Annotated in this window: 25 protein-coding genes and 1 tRNA gene; 7 read left to right on the top strand and 19 right to left on the bottom strand. The window is 58.6% G+C overall.

Annotated features, from left to right (window positions below; translation table 11 throughout):
- Window position 1 precedes the first annotated feature (1 nt).
- From pgsA to ACFQY0_RS00990, 8 genes are all read right to left on the bottom strand, one after another.
- Window positions 2-601 carry a CDP-diacylglycerol--glycerol-3-phosphate 3-phosphatidyltransferase gene (gene pgsA / locus ACFQY0_RS00955; protein ID WP_379708132.1) on the bottom strand — a complete coding sequence of 200 codons (600 nt, stop codon included), beginning with the start codon at window positions 599-601 and terminating at the stop codon, window positions 2-4.
- 126 nt (window positions 602-727) lie between these two features.
- Complete coding sequence (locus tag ACFQY0_RS00960; RefSeq protein ID WP_379708134.1) at window positions 728-1,885, bottom strand: prenyltransferase/squalene oxidase repeat-containing protein; 1,158 nt, start codon at window positions 1,883-1,885, stop codon at window positions 728-730.
- A gap of 2 nt (window positions 1,886-1,887) precedes the next feature.
- Window positions 1,888-2,649 carry a YdjY domain-containing protein gene (locus tag ACFQY0_RS00965; protein WP_379708136.1) on the bottom strand — a complete coding sequence of 254 codons (762 nt, stop codon included), beginning with the start codon at window positions 2,647-2,649 and terminating at the stop codon, window positions 1,888-1,890.
- Between the two features lie 43 nt (window positions 2,650-2,692).
- Window positions 2,693-3,613, bottom strand: a complete 921-nt coding sequence (locus tag ACFQY0_RS00970; RefSeq protein ID WP_379708138.1) for a hypothetical protein — start codon at window positions 3,611-3,613, stop codon at window positions 2,693-2,695.
- A gap of 129 nt (window positions 3,614-3,742) precedes the next feature.
- A complete protein-coding gene (rplS, locus tag ACFQY0_RS00975) occupies window positions 3,743-4,090 on the bottom strand; it encodes a 50S ribosomal protein L19 (RefSeq protein WP_379708140.1) in 348 nt (115 codons plus the stop codon).
- A 118-nt stretch (window positions 4,091-4,208) separates the two neighbouring features.
- Entirely contained in the window at window positions 4,209-4,646 is a 438-nt protein-coding gene (hisI, locus tag ACFQY0_RS00980; RefSeq protein WP_379708142.1) for a phosphoribosyl-AMP cyclohydrolase, read from the bottom strand.
- 63 nt (window positions 4,647-4,709) lie between these two features.
- Window positions 4,710-4,964 (bottom strand): type II toxin-antitoxin system RelE family toxin, encoded by a 255-nt coding sequence (locus tag ACFQY0_RS00985; protein ID WP_379708144.1) that lies wholly within the window; start codon window positions 4,962-4,964, stop codon window positions 4,710-4,712.
- Window positions 4,951-5,172 carry a ribbon-helix-helix protein, CopG family gene (locus ACFQY0_RS00990; protein ID WP_379708146.1) on the bottom strand — a complete coding sequence of 74 codons (222 nt, stop codon included), beginning with the start codon at window positions 5,170-5,172 and terminating at the stop codon, window positions 4,951-4,953. Before ACFQY0_RS00990 ends, ACFQY0_RS00985 begins: the two co-directional genes overlap by 14 nt.
- A gap of 110 nt (window positions 5,173-5,282) precedes the next feature.
- On the opposite strand from ACFQY0_RS00990, the gene proB reads away from it, so the two are divergent.
- The 3 genes from proB to ACFQY0_RS01005 all read left to right on the top strand — a co-directional run bounded on the left by proB (window position 5,283) and on the right by ACFQY0_RS01005 (window position 8,767).
- On the top strand, window positions 5,283-6,044 hold the full coding sequence (gene proB / locus ACFQY0_RS00995) for a glutamate 5-kinase (protein ID WP_379708148.1): 762 nt from the start codon (window positions 5,283-5,285) through the stop codon (window positions 6,042-6,044).
- Window positions 6,045-6,090: 46 nt separating this feature from the next.
- On the top strand, window positions 6,091-7,353 hold the full coding sequence (locus ACFQY0_RS01000; protein WP_379708150.1) for a glutamate-5-semialdehyde dehydrogenase: 1,263 nt from the start codon (window positions 6,091-6,093) through the stop codon (window positions 7,351-7,353).
- Window positions 7,354-7,576: 223 nt separating this feature from the next.
- Window positions 7,577-8,767 (top strand): MFS transporter, encoded by a 1,191-nt coding sequence (locus ACFQY0_RS01005; protein WP_379708152.1) that lies wholly within the window; start codon window positions 7,577-7,579, stop codon window positions 8,765-8,767.
- On the opposite strand, the gene ACFQY0_RS01010 is transcribed toward ACFQY0_RS01005, so the two are convergent.
- Window positions 8,759-9,481: a L,D-transpeptidase family protein gene (locus ACFQY0_RS01010; RefSeq protein WP_379708156.1), complete on the bottom strand. Its 723-nt coding sequence runs from the start codon at window positions 9,479-9,481 to the stop codon at window positions 8,759-8,761. The two genes, ACFQY0_RS01005 and ACFQY0_RS01010, sit on opposite strands and share 9 nt — an antisense overlap.
- A 42-nt stretch (window positions 9,482-9,523) precedes the next feature.
- On the bottom strand, window positions 9,524-10,447 hold the full coding sequence (locus tag ACFQY0_RS01015) for an SAM-dependent methyltransferase (RefSeq protein WP_379708158.1): 924 nt from the start codon (window positions 10,445-10,447) through the stop codon (window positions 9,524-9,526).
- 91 nt (window positions 10,448-10,538) lie between these two features.
- On the opposite strand from ACFQY0_RS01015, the gene ACFQY0_RS01020 reads away from it, so the two are divergent.
- Window positions 10,539-11,036: a hypothetical protein gene (locus tag ACFQY0_RS01020; protein ID WP_379708160.1), complete on the top strand. Its 498-nt coding sequence runs from the start codon at window positions 10,539-10,541 to the stop codon at window positions 11,034-11,036.
- 9 nt (window positions 11,037-11,045) lie between these two features.
- Here ACFQY0_RS01020 and ACFQY0_RS01025 read toward each other — a convergent pair whose 3' ends face one another.
- The gene (locus ACFQY0_RS01025; RefSeq protein ID WP_379708162.1) at window positions 11,046-12,206 is read right to left on the bottom strand and encodes a class I SAM-dependent rRNA methyltransferase; all 1,161 of its coding nucleotides are present in this window, start codon (window positions 12,204-12,206) and stop codon (window positions 11,046-11,048) included.
- Window positions 12,207-12,340: 134 nt separating this feature from the next.
- Between ACFQY0_RS01025 and ACFQY0_RS01030 the strand changes: the two genes are divergently transcribed.
- Window positions 12,341-12,619 (top strand): hypothetical protein, encoded by a 279-nt coding sequence (locus ACFQY0_RS01030; protein WP_379708164.1) that lies wholly within the window; start codon window positions 12,341-12,343, stop codon window positions 12,617-12,619.
- Window positions 12,620-12,762: 143 nt separating this feature from the next.
- Here ACFQY0_RS01030 and ACFQY0_RS01035 read toward each other — a convergent pair whose 3' ends face one another.
- Window positions 12,763-13,398 carry a metallophosphoesterase family protein gene (locus ACFQY0_RS01035; RefSeq protein WP_379708166.1) on the bottom strand — a complete coding sequence of 212 codons (636 nt, stop codon included), beginning with the start codon at window positions 13,396-13,398 and terminating at the stop codon, window positions 12,763-12,765.
- A gap of 174 nt (window positions 13,399-13,572) precedes the next feature.
- On the opposite strand from ACFQY0_RS01035, the gene ACFQY0_RS01040 reads away from it, so the two are divergent.
- Complete coding sequence (locus tag ACFQY0_RS01040) at window positions 13,573-14,580, top strand: hypothetical protein (protein ID WP_379708168.1); 1,008 nt, start codon at window positions 13,573-13,575, stop codon at window positions 14,578-14,580.
- A gap of 94 nt (window positions 14,581-14,674) precedes the next feature.
- Here ACFQY0_RS01040 and ACFQY0_RS01045 read toward each other — a convergent pair whose 3' ends face one another.
- Complete coding sequence (locus ACFQY0_RS01045) at window positions 14,675-17,632, bottom strand: M16 family metallopeptidase (protein WP_379708170.1); 2,958 nt, start codon at window positions 17,630-17,632, stop codon at window positions 14,675-14,677.
- Window positions 17,633-17,769: 137 nt separating this feature from the next.
- Between ACFQY0_RS01045 and ACFQY0_RS01050 the strand changes: the two genes are divergently transcribed.
- Window positions 17,770-17,853: transfer RNA gene (locus tag ACFQY0_RS01050), tRNA-Leu, on the top strand.
- A 156-nt stretch (window positions 17,854-18,009) separates the two neighbouring features.
- Here ACFQY0_RS01050 and ACFQY0_RS01055 read toward each other — a convergent pair.
- The 6 genes from ACFQY0_RS01055 to ACFQY0_RS01080 form a co-directional block, all read right to left on the bottom strand.
- Complete coding sequence (locus tag ACFQY0_RS01055; protein WP_379708172.1) at window positions 18,010-18,186, bottom strand: hypothetical protein; 177 nt, start codon at window positions 18,184-18,186, stop codon at window positions 18,010-18,012.
- The gene (locus ACFQY0_RS01060; protein ID WP_379708174.1) at window positions 18,183-18,629 is read right to left on the bottom strand and encodes a hypothetical protein; all 447 of its coding nucleotides are present in this window, start codon (window positions 18,627-18,629) and stop codon (window positions 18,183-18,185) included. Before ACFQY0_RS01060 ends, ACFQY0_RS01055 begins: the two co-directional genes overlap by 4 nt.
- Window positions 18,630-18,835: 206 nt before the next feature.
- Window positions 18,836-19,060 carry a hypothetical protein gene (locus tag ACFQY0_RS01065; protein ID WP_379708176.1) on the bottom strand — a complete coding sequence of 75 codons (225 nt, stop codon included), beginning with the start codon at window positions 19,058-19,060 and terminating at the stop codon, window positions 18,836-18,838.
- Entirely contained in the window at window positions 19,057-19,899 is an 843-nt protein-coding gene (locus ACFQY0_RS01070) for a hypothetical protein (protein WP_379708178.1), read from the bottom strand. Before ACFQY0_RS01070 ends, ACFQY0_RS01065 begins: the two co-directional genes overlap by 4 nt.
- A gap of 80 nt (window positions 19,900-19,979) precedes the next feature.
- The gene (locus tag ACFQY0_RS01075) at window positions 19,980-20,528 is read right to left on the bottom strand and encodes a hypothetical protein (protein ID WP_379708180.1); all 549 of its coding nucleotides are present in this window, start codon (window positions 20,526-20,528) and stop codon (window positions 19,980-19,982) included.
- A 9-nt stretch (window positions 20,529-20,537) separates the two neighbouring features.
- Window positions 20,538-21,335, bottom strand: coding sequence for a head maturation protease, ClpP-related (locus ACFQY0_RS01080; protein ID WP_379708182.1), 798 nt, complete (start codon window positions 21,333-21,335; stop codon window positions 20,538-20,540).

Raw genomic sequence — 21,335 nt, forward strand, 5'->3', positions numbered from 1 at the left:
CTCAGATAAGCGAGTCCGGCTGGGTGTCGGGAGAGTCTCTCAGGCGGCGCATGCCTCGGCGGAGGTAGACGTAGCCGGACCAGAGGGTGAAGATGGCGGCGACGATGCAGGGATAGATCGGGTCGAAAGGGACGACGCGGAGCATGACCCAGCCAAGGGCAAACATCTGGGTGACGGTGCAGACTTTGCCGGACCAGTGGGGTTTGATGTCCAGCGAATGGTTCGTGTAGTGGAGGATCGCACAGCCGCCGAGAATGACGAAGTCACGGACGATCACCAGGGCACAGAACCAGAGCGGGATGCGCCAGCCGTTTTCCCCCCAGTCGACGAGACTGAGCGTGATGATGCCGGTGAGAAGCAGAAGTTTGTCGGCAATCGGGTCGATGGTGGCGCCGAACTTGGATCGCTGGTTGAAGCGTCGCGCGATCCAGCCGTCGAGCCCGTCGCTGGCGGAGGCGGTAATGAAAATGCCGAGCGCCCACCAGCGGAGCCACTCTTCGGGATGACCTTCCTCAATGCTCTTGCCGTAGTAAATGGCGAGCACCGCAAAGACCGGAACCATGAGGATCCGGGTGACGGTGATTTTGCTGGCGAAGGTCATTCGCTAGCAGGGAAGCATGTTCTGCTTTGAAAAGCGAGGATGGCGATGAGGCCTCTGAAGATCTTTTTCTTCATTGGCCGAGATCACTCTCGAGATTGGTTCGGCGGAAAGGAGTGTCTGCCCTTCTTACGGCTTGCCGGGGATCGAGTGGTAGATTTGCTCGAGGGCCATGACGGTGTAGGCGGTAACGAGGACGGGGTTGGATTCCATCCAGCGGCCGTTGTCATTGACCCAGCGTCCGTCTTCCCGCTGGCTGGCGAGGAGTTTGCCGGCGAGATCCTTGCGCCAGTCGGCACTGCCGCCGCCTTCGAGCGGGAGCTTGTCGATGCCGGCGGCCGAGAGCGCTTTCGACATGGCCTGATAGTAATAGTAGAGACCTTCCTGGCCGATGCCCGGGTTCTCATCGAGGGTGTAGTTCTTGCCGAGCCATTCCTTCACCGCGACGACGCGTGGGTCGCTGGGTTCCAGCTTGGCATAGATGAGCGACAGGAGACCGGCATAGGAGATGGAGCCGTAAGAGCGAAGGGCCGTGCGACCGTCAGGCAGCTTTTCCTCACCGGCTTTGGTTTGATTGGGTCCGTAGATGAATCCGCCCTTGTTTTTCGGATCATTCGAGGCCCACTCGCGGTCGTTGGTTTCCTCGAGGTTCTGGCAACGACTTATGAAGGTGAGGGCCGCATCCCAATCGAGCTTCGGCTGATCGCCGAATTTTCCGTCTTCGATCACCTGATCGGAAAGTGCGATGGCTTCCAGAGCAAGGTAGGTGTTGGACATGTCGGCACGGTCGTTGTGCGAGCCGTAGCCGATACCACCATCGTTCTGATGGTCGGTTTCCTTCGGCTTGCCGATGTCCCACTGTTCACCGATGAGGTGCTTGCGGGCGCGGACAATGGCGGGCTCGTAGACATCGCGAGCGGCGGATGTTAGAGCGGTGACGGAGGTGGCGGTGTTGTAGACGCTGAGGCCGCGGTTGTAGATGCCACCGTCCTCCTTCTGCTGCTCCAGGAGCCATTTGAAACCTTTGTCGATGTTCTCAGGAAATGGCTTCTTGAGGTCGAGGGAGGGATCGCGCACAGCAGCTGTTAGAGCGAGCGCGGTGAAGGCGGGAAGTTCGGGGTCATCCCAGTAGCCTTCCGCTTTTTGCTGCTTGGCCAGCCAGGTGTTTCCGCGGGCGATGGCCTGCTTCATTTCAAATTGAAGCGAGAGGTAGGGATTGTCCGGAGCATCCTGTGCGAAGGATGTGACGACACTGGCGGCGAGGGCGATGAGTGTGATCGACTTCATGATTATTTCTTGGCTTCGAATGGTGAGATGACGACGGTGACGGGTGTCCCGATTTCCGGGATCCGATTGGGGTGGGGCAGCCAGACGTCGTCGTTCTGATTGTCCTTGCCGGCGAAGTTGATCATCGCGGCATTGCTGAGGAAAATGGCAATGATGTCGCCCGAGCTTTCAGCGACGAAAGTGCCGTCGACCACGAAGGATCCGCCGTAGACCCAGGGGTCATTTGGCATCGCTTGTTCGGTGGCGGCGTGGGAAATCCATTGGTTGACCGAGGCGGATTTGGTGGCGCCTTCTTCCTGCCACTCGAAGCCAATCTTCATTTTTGCTCCTTGGCTTTCCTCGGGGCTTGCCGTTTCAAACTCGCTGCTGAGGCTGCCGTCCTCTTCGAGCTTCAGGTAAAGTTCCCGCGACGCCTTGTAGTGAAGTAGCTTGATCGCGATGTTGAGCTTCGTGGCGGAAATCTTGGTGCTCAGAAGTGACTCGTGGATTTTGCCGTTCTCATGGACGACGATGAATTCGAGAAGTCCCTCGTCCATGTTGACCTCGGCCGGGAAACGAATTTCGCGGGTCTTCGGGTCGATGAGGATTTCGCCGATTTTGACGCGGCCATCGTCGAGTCGGGTGACGTCGGCTTGGTGTTCGGCGACCTTTTGGTCGGGCGCGGGGAGGCTGCGTGGTTCGACGGACTTGGGGGGCGATGTCGGTTCCTCGGCGAGGAGGCCGACGGGCAGGAGGAGCAGGGGCAGTAGGATTCGCAGGGTCACAGGTGATAGCTTCCTCGAGAAAACGCGACGGTCCAGTGTTCTCTTAGGGAGAAGCGCTGGATTCCGCAAACTTCATCCAGGCGAGGCGGGTAATCCGGCACTCCAGGGAGTCGGCAGGCTCTTCGCCAGATTGGGGGAGTGAGATAGGTTGCAGGTCGTCTCGAAGAGCGAGCTTGGAAGCGACGAGTTTGAAAACAGAGCGGAGGATCTCTTTCTTGATGTCCTCGGCGTCTTCAGGGGAAGGTGTTTCGACCGATGGGGGTTCGCTGGCCTCCTTGGAGGTGAGGGTCACCTTTAGCTTTGGTGAGGCAGCGGTGGCCCGACCTTTGCGCACGGTGGATGAGAGCATGAGAAGTCCTGAACTCGCCTTCTCAACCGCATCGGCGGCCTCATTGGCGGCTTTCATGGAGAGCTTCAAGCGATCGCCCGGAGCGTCGACATTCATGATGAGTTCCGTGGCGGCTTTCGGGTCATCGTTCCATGGAGCCTGGGTGGCCCGGATGCGACGAATCCCGTTAAGCGCGGCTTCAAGTTCTTCACCGGAAGGTTTGCTGTGATCGATGACTCGTTCCCAGGCGAGGAGCGCCCAAGCGAACTGGGTGTCAGCCTCAAGCTTCGAGGCGAGATTGACGAAGGAGGCGGCGGGTTTGTCGACTTCGTCCGTCCAGGCGTCGAGTTCCGGCTCTGCGCTGAGGTCGCCGATTTCGATGACCGGAGTGGGTGGCGGTGGAGCCGGAGGTGGTTCCGGCGGAGGGATTTCAGCGATTGTTTCCTCCGCGAGGGTCTCTACGGCGAAGAGGTCGGAAGGTTGCGCGAGCTCGCCGGCGGCACGCTGCCGGGCGAACTCGATCTCGGTCGGCGAGGGAGGTTTCAGAAAGTCATAATCCCTGGTGCCGTGCCACCAGATGGTGCCGACAACCGCGATGCAGAGCAGGAATACTATCGGTAGTGGGACGCGTCGCACGGCTGGGAAAATGGAGAAGGTGAAGGCGCTCGCCAAGGGGGAATGTGGGGAGGGCCGCAATCGCCGGGCACAAAAAACGCGCCGCGGATCAGACCGGGGCGCGTTTTGGAAAAATCACTTCTCAGAGAATCACTTCTCAGCGCTCTTCACGAGAGTGGCCTTCTTGCCAACGCGCTCGCGGAGGTAGTGAAGCTTGGCGCGGCGAACCTTGCCCTTGTGGGAAACTTCGATCTTGGCGATGCGCGGGGTGTGGAGCGGGAAAACACGCTCAACGCCTTCACCGTAGGAAATCTTGCGGACGGTGAACGATGCGTTCACACCGGAACCACGGCGAGCCATGACGATGCCTGCGAAGATCTGAATACGCTCCTTGCCGCCTTCCACCACGCGGGTGTGAACCTTGACGGTGTCGCCAACGTTGAAGTCTGCAACTTCGTCCTTCAGTTGCTCCTGCTCGATCTTATTGATGATGTCCATGGCGTCGTCCTTTGCTTTAAATAGTGCGAAAATGATTCCCCGTCTGCGCGAGGGGCGGGAGAACTAGGGGAACTTATTCCCATTTGCAACCGCGAAATTCGCTGTTTTCGGTTATTTCTCAGCCCTTTCCGTAGACGCTCTCCGGGTCGAAGGCCTTGCCGTCGCCAATGAAGCTCATTTCACCGGTGGCAGCGTCGATTTTCCGGTAAAAACAACCGCTTCGACCGGTGTGGCAGGCGCCGGCGCCGATCTGCTCGACGTAGAGGACGATCGCGTCCTGGTCGCAGTCGGTGCGGATCTCCCGAACTTTCTGGACGTGGCCCGAGGTGGCGCCTTTGTGCCAAATTTCCTGTCGGCTGCGCGACCAGTAGACGGCTTCGCCCTTTTCCAGCGTGAGCTGGAGGGATTCGGCATTCATGTAGGCGAGCATCAGGGGCTCCTTGGTGGTGGCATCGATGGCCATGGCCGGCATGAGGCCGTCGGCATCGAACTTCGGGGTGAATCCGAGGCCTTCTTCGACCTCCTTCTTGTCGCCGCGTGCTGGGAAAGTGCTCACGGGGGAGGCTTTAGGGCTGGATGGGGTTCTGGGCAAGCGGGATTCGGTTTTCGACGACCTGCTTTAATAAACATCTTTGCGGTGTCCGACTTTGACGACGGTGATCACCAGGCGGTCGCCGTGGATTTCGTAGATCACGCGGTAGTTGCCGATGCGAACCCGATAGAGCTCTTCGCCTTTGAGCTTCTTTGAATTTGAGGGGAAGGGCTGCGTGGCGAGCTCGGCGATCTGCCGGAGGATCTTTTCGGCATCGGGCTTGGGGATTTTTCGAAAGTCCTTCTGAACCTGTTTCGCAAACTCGACTTTATAGGACGCCATCGGCTTTGAGTTGCTTGACGAAATCCTCGAAGCTCAGGGTCGGCTCGTTTTTTCGCTCCCTCCAATCCTGAATGTCTTCGAGGTCTTCGTGAAGGCTTGCACGGAGGGCGTCGTTGACGAGTTCCGACATGGACTGGCGGGTTTCGGCTGCTTTCAGGCGCAGTGCTTTGTGGATCGGATCATCCAAGTACAGGGTGGCCTTGCTCATGGGGTCAAATTAGCGCTATGGCGTCATGGCGTCAATTTGGATTGCGAGTCGGCTTAATTTGCATTGGCGCATGCGATGGTTTGCGGGCATAGGGGCGGCGCTTTTCGGCTATGGAATCACTTACCGTCATCAAGGCAGGCACTGGGGTGCTGACGAAAGTCAGCGATGGAACGCTCGATGGAGGATCGCTGGTGCGCTTGGTCACAGCAATCGCGGAACTGACGGAGCAGGGTCATTGCTGTTTGCTCGTGAGCTCGGGGGCGGTTGGTGCGGGAGTCTCGGCTTTCGGGCTGAAAGGCTATCCCTCCGAGTTGGAGACCAAGCAGGCCTGCGCAGCGGTCGGCCAGGCTCGCTTGATGCACATTTATGAAAGCCTGTTTCGGAATTTCGATTTGTCGGTCGCCCAGGTTTTGTTGACCGGAGAAGATTTGAGAACGGAGGCTCGCAGCCGGAATGTGCGGAACACCCTTGATTGCCTGCTTGAGAAGAAGGGGATTGTGCCGGTGATCAATGAGAACGATTCGGTGGCAGTGCAGGAACTCAAAGTGGGTGACAATGACATGCTCTCGGTCAACGTGGCGCGCTTGATTGGGGCGAAGCGCCTGATCCTTCTGACCAGTGTGGATGGTCTGCTTTCACCGGATGACAGCGTCTTGATCCCCGAGGTGACAAACGTCGATGACGTGATGGGCTTCGTCAAAAATGAGCAGGGCAAGTTCTCAATCGGCGGGATGGCTTCGAAACTCAAGGCGGTGAAGTTGGCGGTCGATTCGGGAATCGAAACGCACATTGCGAATGGACGCCGGCCGGAGAGGCTGGGGCGGATTCTTGCCGGCGAGAGCGGGATATCGACGCGCTTTCTCGTGAGCTAGTTTGCTTGGGGTTGCATGCGGAGCAAAGGGCTGTTTGATTCCGCGCATGAAGGAAGGCGAAGTCCAGGCAGCGGTAGAAACCATGGCGCGTCAGGCGCGGGCGGCAGCGCTGAAGCTGTCACAACTCTCGACCGAGAAAAAGAATGCGATCCTGCTGGCGATGGCCGCGGGGCTGCGTGCGGCGACGGCGGAGATCGTCGAGGCAAATGCGAAGGACATCGCGGCGGGCGAGGAAAAGGGGCTTGGGAAGGCGATGCTGGATCGGCTGCGGCTCGATGAGGCGCGGGTGGATGCGATTGCGGGCGGGATCGAACAGGTTGCCGCGCTGCCCGATCCTGTGGGTGAGGTGATGGAAAAGTGGAAGCGGCCGAATGGCATGCGCCTCGAGCAGGTGCGGGTGCCGATCGGGACGATTGGGATCATTTTTGAAAGTCGGCCGAATGTGACGAGCGATGCGGCCGTGCTTTGTTTCAAGACCGGCAATGCGACGATTCTACGTGGTGGCTCTGAGGCGATTCATTCGAATCGTGCGATTGCGAAGGCTTTGCAGGAGGCCGGCGCCAAAGAAGGACTTCCGGACCATGCGATTCAGTTGGTGCCTTTCACCGATCGGTCGAGCGTCACGGCGCTGTGCCAGATGGACCAGTGGCTCGATGTGATCATTCCTCGGGGAGGAAAGGGACTGATCGAAACGGTGGTTGCCCAGGCGAGGATGCCGGTGATCAAACACTACGATGGGATTTGCCACGTGTATGTCGATGCCACCGCGGACCTCGACATGGCGGTGAGCCTGGTGGTGAATTCCAAGACTCAGAAACCGGGTGTCTGCAATGCGCTAGAGACGCTGTTAGTGCATTCGGAAGTCGCAGGCAGCTTCTTGCCGGTGGTGGCGGATGCCTTGAAGGCGAAGGGTGTGGAGTTGCGGGGTTGTGAACACACGCAGGTGCAGATCGATTGTCTCCCCGCGACTGAGGAAGACTGGGGAACGGAGTACCTTGATTTGATACTTTCGATCAAGGTGGTGGATTCGCTTGAGGACGCGGTGTCGCACATCAACACACATGGATCCCACCACACGGACTGCATCGTGACGGCGGATGAGAACAGAGCGGAGTTGTTTTTGAACTCGGTTGATTCGGCCTGCGTTTTCCACAACGTCTCGACTCGCTTTGCCGATGGTGAAGAGTTTGGTTTCGGCGCGGAGATCGGGATTTCGACGGAGAAGCTGCATGCTCGCGGGCCAATGGGATTGCGGGAGCTGACGAGTTATCAGTACCGGGTCCGGGGCGAGGGGCAGATCCGGGGGTGAGGGACGGGTCGTGAAATGAAGCGTCGCAACGCGACGCGATTCCTGGCTGACGGGAGCGATGGGCTGTCTCCTTGGCCAGGACGACGGCGTGGAAAGCCTGGGGCGATCATGGAATTGTCCTGATGGGACGCGGGAGGCTCGCGGGGCTTGCTCGGAGGAAATGGCGACGTAGGCTCCGCATGTGTCTGAGGAGCGGAGACCTGATAGAAGCCCGGGGAGGATCATGGGCGGCTTGGGTCTGATGTTTTTCCTGCTCGGGATGTCGCCGGGTTTTTATGTGCCGGCTCTGACGAATCTTCTGAGCGAACGGGGTTTCGACAGCATGGTGGTGCAGTGGGCGTGGCTTTCGGGTCCGGTCGCGGCGCTGATATCGCCGCTGTGTGTCGGCGCTTTGGCGGACAACCGTTTCTCCGGCGAGAAGGTCATGGGCTGGCTTGGCCTGATCAGCTCAGTGCTCCTAGGCGGAGCGTTTCTGGTTCTCGATCTGGGATGCCCGGCATGGGTGTTTCTCGTGCTGATGTTCCTTTGTGCGATCATTTCGGCACCGATGTGGAGCATGTTGGCGAGCATCTCGATGGCGCATTTGCGCTCGGGGGAACGTGAGTTTCCCTTGGTTCGCTTGGGGGCGACTTTTGGTTGGGCGATTGCGGGGCTGATCACGAGTTTCGTGCTGAATGCCGATGGCACGGTGGTGTCGGGTTACGCGGCGGCGGGCGTTCGTTTGCTTGGAGGTTTCGCTGCGTTCTATTTGCCGTCGACGCCACCACCGGGGCGTTCGAGGTCGTGGCGGACTTTGTTAGGAATGGATGCGTTCCGTTTGTTGAAAGAAAGGGATCACTTGGTGTTCTTTTCCGTGGCGGCGCTTTGGTCGATGCCGGTTGCGGCTTTTTACATGTGGGCACCGAAGCATCTCGCGGAGCTCGGTGATACGAAGGCGTCGGCGACGATGGCGCTGGGGCAGGTGAGTGAGGTGGTGGCGATGGTCTTGATGGCATCGCTGATGACCCGCTTTCGGGTGAAGACCCTACTGACTCTGGCGCTGGGTTTGTCGGTGCTGCGCTATGCCTTGTTCGCCTGGTCAGGGATGGATGGAACGCGGACGGGACTAATGATTGGGATTTCGTTGCATGGCTTCTGCTACACCTTCTTTTTCATCACCGCTCAGTTGTTTCTTGATCGGCGGGTGCCGATCGAAATGAGGAGTCAGGCGCAGGGACTGCTGGCGCTTTTCAGCGGGGGCATCGGGTCATTGATCGGGACGATTGCGGTGCGGCAACTGTACGATTTTGCCGTCGTGGGTGAGCACGGGAGCTGGACGAGCTACTGGTCGATTCTTGCAGCGGTGATCGTCATGATCACCGTCGGTTTCGTCGCGCTCTACAAGGGCGTGGCGCCGAGTAATCCTTCAAGGTAGTTTCCACGCGGCGCGTTTGGCGGCGTACTCGGATTGCGGGAGGAGCACGTAGAGCGGTTGCTTGTTAGGATCAACCCAGGCGATGAGTTCACGCAGGTGATTTTCCTCGATGGTGGTGCAACCGGCGGTTGGCTTGGATCCGCCGCCGCGCCAGATGTGGAAGAAGATGGCGCTGCCGCCGCCGGGTTTGACCTTGGGTGGGGCGTTGTGCGCGACGAAGAGCTTGAGCGAATGGGCGTGATCGCCCTGGCGCATCTGCTGTTTTTTCTCCCAGGTTGTCGCTGGCTCGTGATCGAGGATGAGGTGACGATTGTAGCTGGGAGATGCGCTGTCCTCGACCCAGAGGTCCCGCTTGGTGATCTGCCGGTAGAAGAGATTCGGGTGCTTCTTGATCGCCGCATCGTATCCCCACGCACCACCGATGTGGAAGACTCCGGCAGGGGCTCGCCCGTCACCCTCCTTCTTTAGTTTGGCACCGGGTGCATTCGGGTGGATGCCCAATCCCCAGATGAGTCCACTTTTTCCAAGTCGTCCCTGCCAGGGACCAAGTGCCTTGACCCACTGCGTGCCGCGTTTTTCATAAGCGGTGAGCGTGACATGTGAGGCGTTCCAGTCCTTGGCAACGCCTACGACGCATTGGGTCGAACTCGCGGGGAGTTCAAAAGCACTGGTAGTGACCGTTAGAACGACGAGCGATAGGAGGGCGCGAAGCATGAGGGAAAATGGCATGCGCTGGACGGCTTGCAAGTTTGAGATCTAGCTCATTCTTCGTTGGTCGAGACAGAGAAAGGCGGTGCCGGGGCCGGCGGGGTCGATGGCGTATTGGTCGGCAGGGTTCGCTGCGTCGATGAAGGGGGCGAGGAACTCGGCTTGAGGAGTGAGGGCGATGAGTTCAGTGGCTGAATGGGACCAATGCAAGAGGTCGCTGAAATTGATATCGGTCGTGAGGTCCTGATGCCCTGGGCGGGCGCAGGCCTCGGAGCCGGTGAGGCATTGGTGGTGGAAGTAGGCGCGTAAACTGCCACCGGGTTGGCGGTGGTAGAGGTCCTTGTCGCGGGCACCGTAATCGATGGTGAGCAGACGGCCCTTCCTCCAATGAGGCAGCATTTGCGTGAGCCATTGATGATAACTCTCGTGGACTTCGATGACTTGCTGCTCGGCCCATGGGGTTTGGAAAAGGGTGCTGCTGGGAAGCTCGGCGATGGGCAACCAAACTTCGCGATCGGGGAGGAGGGAGAGTTCCTCCCAGTGGTCACCGGATTTTCTGAATCGGCGGACGGGGAAGGCGTCGGCGAATTCGTTCGAGTAGAGGCAAGCCTTCCCGTCACAGGCATCGAGGGCATCCTGGATGTTTCGGTGCCAGCGGACCTTGTTGCCGAGCAGGCGCTGTTGTTTTTCGCGCAGCGTGGCCGAGGACTCGACGAGATGGAGTCGGGTGCGCAGGCGTCGATGCCAGGGAAGATGGCCGAGGACCGATTTGGCGAGGGTTCCCTCACCGGGGCCGAGCTCGATCAGGTCGCCGCATCCCTCGCTGGTTAGAGTCCGGTTTGCCCAGGCGGCAATGGCCTTTCCGAGGGCGGGAGAGATGGCGGCGGTGGTCGTGAAATCACCCCGTTGACCCACGCCCCGAATACGGCGGGCATAGTAGCCTTGGTCCGGATCGTGCAGTGCAGCGGCCATGAAACGATCAAATCTCAGGGGCTCATGTGGGTCAGTCCAGGGGAACATCGGCGGGACAAGTCTGGTCGAAGAGCAAAAATATGACAACCCGATGCAACGATTTAAACGACGAGTGCTTGACCCGCCGCTGATACTTCAGAGCATGCAGACAGTGAAGGGATTGGGAATCTTGATTGCGTCGACGCTGTTATTCGTCGCTTGTAAGGAAGAAGGTCGGGACGCGAATACGCCCGAGCGGAAATCCGAGTCCCCACTAAAGAAGGTCGATGAGATCATTTCCACGGTGGAGGGAGTGAAGCCCCCGGATAAGACGAAGACGGTGAAACCTCCACCTGCCACGGGCGAGGAGGAAGTGGAGGCACCCAAGATTCCCGTGGCGGAACCGGTTCCCGACAAGCCGGGATTTGTGATCAGCCCTTACAACGGCAAGTGGATCGACGTGACCGGAGTCAAACCGGGAACGCTGATGGCGGACCCGCATTTTACCGAGGAGAAGAAGTTTTTCCGAGTGCCGCAGATTCCTGAAGCGGAGCAACCGGAGACCGCTCCTGAGGAGGAGGGGTCGGAGGTGGCCGAAGAGATTCTCTGAGTCCGGGGCTTACCGGGTTGGAATGACTTCTACGGTAAAGCCTTTCAGATAACTCGTCTCGGGGATGGCCGGGAGAACCGGATGGTCGCGACGCTGAGAGTGCTCGGCGACGAGGCGCAAGCTGCGTTTCGCGTCGGTGGAAGCGGAGACAATGTTCTGTAGGAAAAGTTCGCGGCTGGCGTGATGCGAGCAGCAGAAGGTGGAGAGCTGGCCGCCCTTGTCGAGAAGCTTGAGCGAACGCAGGTGGATCTCATTGTAGCCACGCATGGCACCGCTGAGGGTCTTCTTGTTGCGGGTGAAGCTCGGCGGATCGAGAATGATCAGGTCGAACTGGTCTTCGCAGGCCTTAAGGTAGTCGAACACGTTGTGCTCGATGACCTCGATCTTGAGGTCGTTGCGCTCGGCATTGAGGCGGGCGCTTTCGCAGGCGCTCGCCGAGATGTCCACGGCGGTGACGCTGGCGGCACCGGCTTTTGCACAGGCGAGGGCAAAGCCACCCTGGTTGGTAAAGCAATCGAGCACGCGCTTGCCCTTGGCGAGCTTCGCAACTTCCGCATGGCTTTCGAGCTGGTCGAGATACAGTCCGGTCTTCTGCCCGTCCATCACGTCGATCTCAAAGTCGAGGTCATTGGCGCGCACGGTGAAGGGGCCGGGGTTGGCACCTTCGAGCATGCGGATTTCCTGTTCGATGCCCTCCGCTTTCAACACGGGGGAGTCATTCCGAAGAATGATTGCCTCGGGGGCAATGAGCTCGCGCAGGGCCTGGGTGATCAGGTCGAGGCGCTGGCTCATTGCCAGCGTCAAGGTCTGGATCACGACATTCGGGCCATAGCGATCGATGATCAGTCCCGGGATTCCATCGGACTCGCTCCACACGAGACGGCAGAGGGTTTCATCGATGCCGACGCGACGGCGCAGGTCGATTGATTGACGAATGCGACGAAGGAAAAAGTCGGCGTCGAGATCCTGACGGCGACGAGAGAAGCGTCGGGCCACGATCTGGGAATTCGGATTATAGATGGCGGATCCGAGCGGGCGGTCGCGGAAATCCTTCAGGGTCACGACATCGCCGGGCTGCGGGTCACCGAAGGTCTTTTTGATTTCGGTGCCGTAAATCCATTCGTGACCGTGATAGATTCGGGCGCGGGGAGCGATGATGAGGCCGGGCATGGGCGGGAAGAAACAGCGGAGAAGGGGTGTAGGCGAGGACGAATTGACAGCATTTGCGCTCTGCAGGAAAGATATCCGCGAGATTCCCCTTGCTAGGTCGGCGGCAGGCATCTAAATCCCTGCCCTCCAAGATCATGGGACAGCAGCACAGAACCACCGTCAAACGCCGCCGCAGGAAGAACTACCTCAAGCGGAAGAAGGAACAAGCCAAGCTCGGCGGCATCGCCGTGAAGAAGTCGGCTGCCAAGAAGGCTGCTGATCCAGCAAAGAAAGCGGTCAAAAAGGCAGCCAAGAAAGCTCCAGCCAAGAAAGTCGCCGCCAAGAAGGCCGTGAAGAAGGCTCCAGCCAAGAAGGCGGCGAAGAAGGTCGATGAGGAGACCAAGGACTCCGGTGAGACTCCGACCGCTGAGTAAGCTCAGGCGTCCATTTAATTTTTGAGAAGGCCGGGTGCAGCGATGCAGTCGGCCTTTTTGTTCGGCATTGGAGAGGATTTTTTCGGGAGGAAACGAAGATAACGAAGGGGGGGAGGGAGGATAAGAAGAGCTATGTCTATTGTTCAGCGAATTCGGGTGGATAGTGAGACCATGGTCGGAGCGTGCAGGACTTCGAATTGGCGGCCTCCAACGACTGCCGCGTTGATGAAGCGGGTGGTTTGAGATTCTTGGGCACCGCGACTGGCGTGGATGTGGCCGAAGACGTGCAAACGTGGTTGAATCCGCCGAAGCTCTTTGAGCAGGTGGGGGCAGCCCAGATGACCGGTTCCGGACGAAGGTGTGTCGAGAATTCCGAAGGGAGGTGTGTGGGTGACGAGGATGTCGACTCCACTCGGGATATTTGCCCATCGATCGATCAATTCCTCCTGCGTGGCATAGTAGGCAAATCCAGATAGATCGGGGCACCAGGGGGCTCCATAGATCAGCAAACCATTGATCTCGATCATGCTGTCTTCAAGTAGGGTTCCATGGCTGAATTGGAATTCCCTGCTTTGGAGGAGGAAATCGTGATTCCCACCTACGCAAACAACCTGCTTGGCTGGAGACTCGGCGAACCATGTGTCCACGTCATGAAGCGTCTTCTCATCTTCCCTTCGGAAACTGCAGAAGTCTCCGCAGTGGATCAGGATATCACACTCTGGGATGCTCAATTCGCGGTGCTTGCGGTGGGTGTCCGCGACGATGCAGAGAGAGTTCATGGTTCTTTTTCTGAGCTAAGTTGAGTTCTACCCTGTGGCAAATTTTGCCGCAAGGTTTGGAATTTGCGAGGTTCATTGAGGGGTTTTGGTGGGCTGTTGAGGTTCTTTCTTTCGCGGCTTGGAGCCGCCTTTGACGTTGCGGAGATGAGGGGAGCTCGGCAGCATTCGGGCGCGATGGCATTTACGGTGGATCAGGCGGTTTCTTTGATTGAGGGAGCTCACGAAAGACAGCGCTTGGCGCATGCATTTTTGATCAGCGGACCAAGGGGATCAGGGAAAGAAGAGTTGGCGGCGCGGATTGTGAAATCGCTTCAAGGAAGCGGCGGCGGAGGAATGGACCTGTTTGGCGAGCCGGTGAAGGTTGAGGTGCCGCCGCTGGATGAACTCCAGGGGGAGTGGGTGCGAATTTTGCGCCCGCAGTCGAAATCTCGTCGGATCCGGGTCGAGGACATGCGCGAGTTGGAAAAGTCGCTGCACATGGTGGCCGGGCCGGATGCCTGGAAGGTCGGGGTCATCGTGGATGCCGATCGAATGATGCCTCAAGCGGAGAATGCCTTTCTGAAAACCTTGGAGGAGCCTCCACCACGGACTTTGTTGCTGTTGCTGACGGCGACACCGGGAGCTTTGTTGCCAACGGTGATCTCACGCTGTGTGCGGATGCCGCTGGTCGGAAAGCTGGACCTTACGGGCGAGGGGGGCGCTGAACTGATCGAGTCGCTGAACATGGCGGCTTCGGCAGGCCTGGGGTCTCCAGCGGTGGCGCTGGGCTTGAAGTCGGTGTTCTCCCTGATCCTCGCGCGGAAAAAGGCGGAGGCCGAGGCCGCCGCTCACGAAATTCTCAAGGAGGAGGAAAAGACGCTCAAGAATGCCGTCGAAGGTGACTGGCTGAAACGTCGGGAAGAAGCGCTGAAATCGGTGGCGGAGTCCGAGTATTTGGCGGAGCGGGCACGCTTGTTTGACGTGCTTCAGGCGTGGCTGGCAGATGTGCTGCGGATCAAAAGCGGCGCCGCCGGATTGGATTTCCCTGAATGCGAGGATTCGATGCGGGGCGTGGCAGCGGCGCAGTCTCTAACGGGTCTGCTGCAGCGCATGGAGGCGATCGAGGATCTGCGGGTGACTCTGGAGACCAACGCTCAGGAACAACTCGCCCTCGAGGTGGGATTCTTGAAGGCATTTGGCTGAGCCGGGGGGGCGGCTCGGCGCCTGCTGCGACAGCCCGGATCATTAATTCCTGGGCTGTCTCAACTGGGGAGGTGAAACGGAAGCGGAGAAGGCCTCACTCCGCCGTTTGGACGCCTTCCTCGGATTTGATGGTGACCTTGATGGCGTTGTCGGGAGTCAGGTATTTCGCGGCGAGATCGTTGATCTCCTCAAGGGTGATCGATTCGACGTCTGACTTGCGGTTCCGCGCGAGTTCGAGCTTGTGCGGTTCCTGCTGACTACCCGAGAGCACATTGGAGAGCCAGTATCCGTTGTCGCGAAGGTTCTTGTCGATGTCGGCAAGGGCGGGCTTGCGGGCCCGGTCGAGTTCATCCTCGGTGGCGCCTTCTTTGGCGAGCGTGGCGGCAAGCGACTCACTGACCTCGACGAGTTTCTCGATGTCATCGGGTTTGCCTTCGCTGAGGGTGAGCATGAAGCCGAAGTCATCGAGGGCGGTGGAGCCATTGACGCCGGCTTGAGGACTGTAGGAGGCACCCAGCTTTTCGCGAATCTCTTCACGGAGACGATCACCGAGGATGTCGCCGAGAAGATTCAGGCGGCGGAAGTGCTCGTGGTTGTGGCGAATGCCTTCGGTCTTCCAGATGAGGATGGCGCGGCCCTGGGCGATCTTACTTTCGTAGCTGAAGGATTTGCTCTGGGGACTCTCCGGGAAGGCGACCTTGCGGACCTCGGCCGGCAATTCCTCGGGCGCAGGTCGCTTGTCGATCGCTCCGAAGGTCCGGAGAATCGAAGGAAGGATTTCTTCGCTTTTGAAATCACCCACAATGCTCAGCTCGATGTCGGCCTTGGTGAAGGATTCTTCGATCCATGGCTGGATGTCATCCACGGTATAACTGAGGAAGGTGTCAGCCGTCTTCGGAAAACTGAAACGGGGATCGTCGCCCCTGAGCCAGGCACTCATTTCCTGCATCGAGCCGGCCGAGGTGTGCTTGAGCTGCTGATAGAGCATCGGAATTTGTTTGCGAAACTGGGTGATGGCCTCGGGATGATACCCGGGATGAAGGATCTGGGCAGTCATGGCCGCCATCTGAAGGTCGAAGTCTTCAGGCGTGGTCTGCCCGCTCAGACCAAAGGCATCATCGCCGACGGCAAAGCCGAAACCGATGTTCTTGCCTGCGAAAATCCGCTGAAGGTCATCGACGGTGTGTTCCCCGATGCCGCCGCCTTCAATCACTGCTCCTGCAAACTCGGCGAGCCCGACTTTGTTGGGAGGCATGGTCAGCCGGCCGCTGCCGATTCGCGTCGAGATCGAAATGCGGTTCTTTTCAAAATCGGTAGGCTTCAGGTTGACCGTGACGCCGTTGGATAGCTTCAGCTGGGTGATGCCGAGGTCAGTGATTTCTTCCTTCGACTCAATGGTGCCCGGCTCTCCGAATTCCGTGTAGGCGAAGGAGGCGAGCACTTCCTTTTTCGGGGGATCGACGGGCTGGGTGGTGGATTCCTGATAGAGTTTTGCGAGGGTTTCCTCGGCATCACTCGGAGCGACCTTGGTCGTCAGGATGAGGTGCATCCCGCGGCCTTCCCAGAAATCGACGAAGGCCTTGTGGCAGTCTTCGGCGCTGAGCGTTTCCAAACCGGCTTCGACGATCGCAAGATCGGTTTCCGGAGTGGTCAGGACGCGACCGTCGTTGATCGATCCGGCAATGGCGGTGGCGAGACTGTTGGAAGGGCGGGTGTCCTTGGACTTGACGGCTTGCTGATAGGCGTTGAGCAGGTTGGCTTTGGCCTCGGTGAGTTCGGCGGAGGTGAAGCCATACTCCATCGCTCTGCGGAATTCCTGTTCGAGCACCGGCACTGATTCTTCCCAGCGGTCGTCGGCGACGTTGAGATCGATGCTGCCGAGTTCGACGAAGTTGAAGATGTCCTGTTTGCTGGCGGAGCCACCAAGAATCGGAGAGCCCTCGGTTTTGGCAAGGCGGTCGAAACGCAGCCCGAGGATCGAGTTGGCCACACTCAGGGGCATTCTTGAAATACGGGTTTCCTTGCTGTCGATCCGCGGGGTGTGGGTGTCGACGCTGAGCAGTCCAAGCTCCGTGCCGGTGGCTTCCTTGTCGGCAAAGATGGCAGGCTTGAGGCCTTCGACGGAGGTCACGCTACCCATGTCCGGATCGCTTCCGGGGTTCTCCGGGTTGCGCAGGCTGCTGAAGGTTTCACGGATCTTGGTTTCAATCACCGCAGGATCCATATCGCCGACCGCGATGAAGGTCATGCGGGACGGCGTGTAGTAGCGCTCGTAAAAATCGACAAATCGTTCGCGCGGTGCGGTCTTGATGACTTCTTCGGTGCCGATGGGAAAACGCTTTTCGAGAAGTGAGTCCGGCAGGAGCTGGGAAAACTGCTTCTGCATCATGCGGTAGCCGACCGAGTCGCGGCTGGTTTTTTCCGAAAGGATGACGCCACGTTCGTTGTCGATTTCCTCTTCCTTAAGTAAGGCGCCATCGCTGAAATCGCGCATCACGGTGAAGCCGAGCTTCATGGTGTCTTCAGTTTGTTCCGGGAGGTCGAGCATGTAGACGGTCTCATCGAATGAGGTGTAGGCATTGACGTGGGCACCGAAGGCGATGCCGAGGCGCTGCATTCTTGGGATGAGTTCGGCGGGCGTGAAGTTCTTCGAGCCATTGAAGACCATGTGCTCGAGGAAGTGGGCGACGCCGCGCTGGTCCTCGGCCTCCATCAGGGAGCCGGCGGCGATGTGGAGGCGAAGTGACAAGCGCTTCGGAGGCTCGGCGTTCGGTAGAATGATGTAGCGCATGCCATTATCGAGGGAGCCGAAGACGGCTTTCGGGTCGGCGGGGATGTCGCTCTTGTCCTGGGGCCAGGTGGTGCTGGTGGCTGAGGCGGCGACAGGGTCGCTGTCTTCCCCGGTTTCTGCGGGCGGGGCATCGACCGCTTCCGCTACTGGAGGTGGGGGATCGGTGGCCTTTTCCTGAGGGGTCTCCGGTTTTCGAAGGATCAGAAATAGGGCCGCTGCTGCGAGGAGAAGCGAGAGGATGACAGGTGCAGGATTGCGCATGAGCGGAGGTTGGGAGTTGGTGGCCGGACTTGGCAACGGCTAAGCGACAGGGCTTCGGTGATTTTTCCACGAATTCGTGTTGCAAAGATGGAGTTTGCATGATGTTTTCCCCGCCCGTCGAGAGATCGACACAAAACGCGCGCGTGGCGGAATTGGTAGACGCGCATGATTCAGGTTCATGTGGGAGCAATCCCGTGGAGGTTCGATTCCTCTCGCGCGTATCTTTTGGTTTTCAAGGACTTATGGCTCGCCTTCGTGGTGGGCCTTTTTGTTAGAGTCGGGAACTGTGCCCAAAGTGTGCCCAAACCTGCGGCGACCATCCCAGACACGAAAAAACCCCGCCAGCATCGCCGACGGGGTCTCTGCGTCCAGATCCATCAATTGATGGATGTGCACTTCCGGATCGTCACCCCATCAGTTTTGAACTGCTGAAGCCCTGTTTCGAGTAGCAGGCGCTCAAGCTCCCGCTTGGGGATTCCGTGCTTGGCGACAAGCTCCTCGATCTCCTTGGCGATCTCTGAGCGCTTCCTGGGCGGTTTGATGGTCAGCTTCATGATTTGCGGCCTTCCGATTTGTTCACTTCGACTGTGTAGGCCAGCGCGGCGAGGAACACGTCGCGAAGCTCGATTCCTAGTTCTTTCGCCATCGCCTCCGAAGCGGTGAAGCATGGCTCCTGAATCTCGATTCGCCAGTCGTCGGTCTTTTCGTTCGGGTCCAGCTTCTCGATCAGCTTGCTCTTCGGCGCGATGTAACACCCCGTGGTCCGAAACGGGCGGTTCCAGTTCCGCTTTCGATAGGGCAGGTCATCCATGTCCTTCGGACAGACGCGGGAAATGCAACGGGACAGCGAAACGCCCCACAGTGCCTTTAATAGGGAGACAGGAACATCGAGCTTGAAAGCGACCGAGGGCTTCACGATCTCGTATCGTATCGTTCCTGACTCGATCTCTTTGATTCCTGCATGCTTGGCCTTCGCGGCCTTGGTTTTCGTTCTCATGTTGTTTCAGTATCGAAAAAGCCCCGTCTCCGATCAGCGTTGAAGCGCTTTCCCGACAAGGAATCACCCTTGGCAGTAGATCAGAAACGGGGCCTAGTTCTCTTGAGTTCCGCTGTCAGGTGATAAGTCCGACGGTTGAGATGCGGGACGGCTCTTCAACGCCGTCGGGTCTGAGCCAATCAGGCGCGGGTGGCGCCGTCAAGTGGTCAGTGGAAATCGGCCGTCAGCGGATCCTCGGGGCGCTGCATCGCGGCCACCGCTCGCCGGATGCCTGAGACCCTCATAAGCTCGTCACGTTCGCGTGTGAGCCTCTGAAGCGTCGCATGCTGGACGGCGGTCAAGTCGTCGCCAAGTTCGCGCAAGATGCTGATTTCCCCGGCAAGTTGAATGAGGAGTTCAACGCGTGCAGAGGGTGAGGGCGGAATAATCATTCCTCGAGGTCTCCATATAGAAAGTTGTCCCACCCGTCGCGGTCCGAAAGGAGCCAAGTGAGCGTGTTTGAGTAGACCGCGCCGGATGTGCCGTTCTGCACGGAGTCAGCGGCGACGAGCATCCAGTTCCGAGACCCGTTAGGCTCGATCGGGTCACCCTCCGGATTGTCGATTTTTCCAAGATTGTTCACGCGAGATGTCGAGATCGGGCTGGTCGATTCCTCTTGCATGGTCCATGAGAAGCGCGGGATTTTGTAGGAGACGACGCCTTCAGATAGCCGGTCGGCCGCAAACACGGCATCCGGCGAAACGATCACCTGCGCCACCTCGTCCCATTGGACGAATTCCCCGGTGTCTTGGTTCCGAGTCCCAAGTTTCGATTCTCCAGCGTCCCATTCAACGGTCCCGTCCGCGATGGCGGCCAGTAACTGGCGTTCACCACTTGAAAGCGCCACTACTTTCGGATGGCTGAGAATGGATTCCTCTTCGATCGAGCCGCCTAGAGTGTAGGTGGTCGGAAGTTCGTCGCTATCACCCCCATATCCGGCAGACCAGAAGCCGACGTAGTTCGCGTCAATGGTCGCCCACCCGGCTTCCATGTGCCGGATCTCAAAGCTCTGGAACTTCAGGAACTGATAGAAGTCCGGTAAGTCTGGATCCAGCGCGGTTGCGGCAACGCCAGGCATAAGTCTCTGCTGCCCCGTGAATACGTCCATCGCGGATTGCAGGACGAGAAAGGACTGTGTAGCCGTCCAGCGTCCGCCCTCGTTCTGCTGTGCCGTGAAGTCCGATTGTGGGATAAATGAGGACGATGTGAGTCCGAATGATTTTGCCTTCATATTTTGAAAAGGTGCCCCGCTCGGAAACCAACCCGAGCGGGGACTTTTACTCTGTGGAGAACCTAGAACCGCAGAGAGTGTTAGACGTCGATCCCGAGTTCACGGGCGACGTTGTGAAGGGCTTCCCGACCGCATCCACGGTTGGCTTTACAGCGTTTGAATGACTCGCGAAGTCGGCAGAGTGTGTCGCTAGGTGCAAATTCGTCGGCATGGATACCGACTTCCTCAGCCGATTGACGTTCGATGGCTTCAAGGTCCGCGCACTTCGTTTTCAGTTGCGCTTCCTTGTCGTCGTGGAACGCGTCGAGGACGTCGGCCACGTCGGCAATCGTGGTCTTGATTGCTCGTTTGATCGGCGTCCTCAGTGCTGATTGAAGCAGTCCCCGGTCAGTCGAATTCGCGGACACTGCCAGCGTGGAAACCGCCTCGGCCATGGTCAATTCACCAGCGGCGAAACGTGCCCCGGCAGAGTCTAGAAATTCGCGGAGGTCGGTGATTTCAGCGAGGATACCGTCGAGCCTTGCAAGCTCGGTGATTGCATCCGTGATTCGTTTTTTATCGGCAGCCGAAGGATCAAAGCTTTCGAGCTGGACGTTGGGGATTACCCTCGTTTTTGAAATTTTGGTCATGATGTTAGATCAGTTGGATTTGAGGAGTTGATTGATTTTCGCGGCCTCGGCTGTGGTGCCAAACCGGGCGGCGGTTATAAGTGTGGCGGCGGGGAGTTTCCGTTGCTCGTCCTCAGGCAAAGCGAGGATTTCGGTTGCAGTGGTCCCGAAATATTTCGTGGCAGCGCGATCTTTTGTGAGGGCCTGAGCGGTCTTGCGTGCTGCGATCTCCAGACGGCGTGCAGCGGACGCAGGCGGCAAGGTCGAGGTCTTGGCGTTCGAGACTTCCTTTTCGAGTGCTGCGATGCGCTCAAGCAGGGTTTCAGGGAGTTGCGCGGATGCCTCAAAGACTTCATCTGCGAAGCCATGTTTCACGGCCTCTTCTGCGGTGAAATACGTGGTCGCCTTCATCATGTTGCGGACTTCGCCGACGGGCTTCTTCGATCTGGCAGAGTAGATGTCGGCCAGGTCATTCGAAAGCTCGTCAACGATGCTCGCCAGCTCCCGAAGTTCGGCGGGATTGCCACCGAGCGAAATGGAAGCATCGTGGATCATAAACACGGCGCTCTTCTCGATCCGAACCTTGTCGGCGGCCATGGCGATGATTGAGGCCATGCTCGCGGCAGTCCCTGTGATGTTCGCGGTGATCTTAGAGCCGTTGGCAGATGCTTTGCGAAGGGCTTTTACGAGCTTGTATCCGTGCCTAACGGATCCACCGGGGCTGTCGATGTCGAGGGTGATTTCTTCGCCTCGATTGATGTTGGAGAGTCCATCAATAACCCGGTCTGTTAGGGTCTGATGGATGACGTCATTTAGTGTGATGTGCAT

The organism is Haloferula chungangensis (assembly GCF_042664875.1).
Taxonomy (GTDB): domain Bacteria; phylum Verrucomicrobiota; class Verrucomicrobiia; order Verrucomicrobiales; family Akkermansiaceae; genus Haloferula; species Haloferula chungangensis.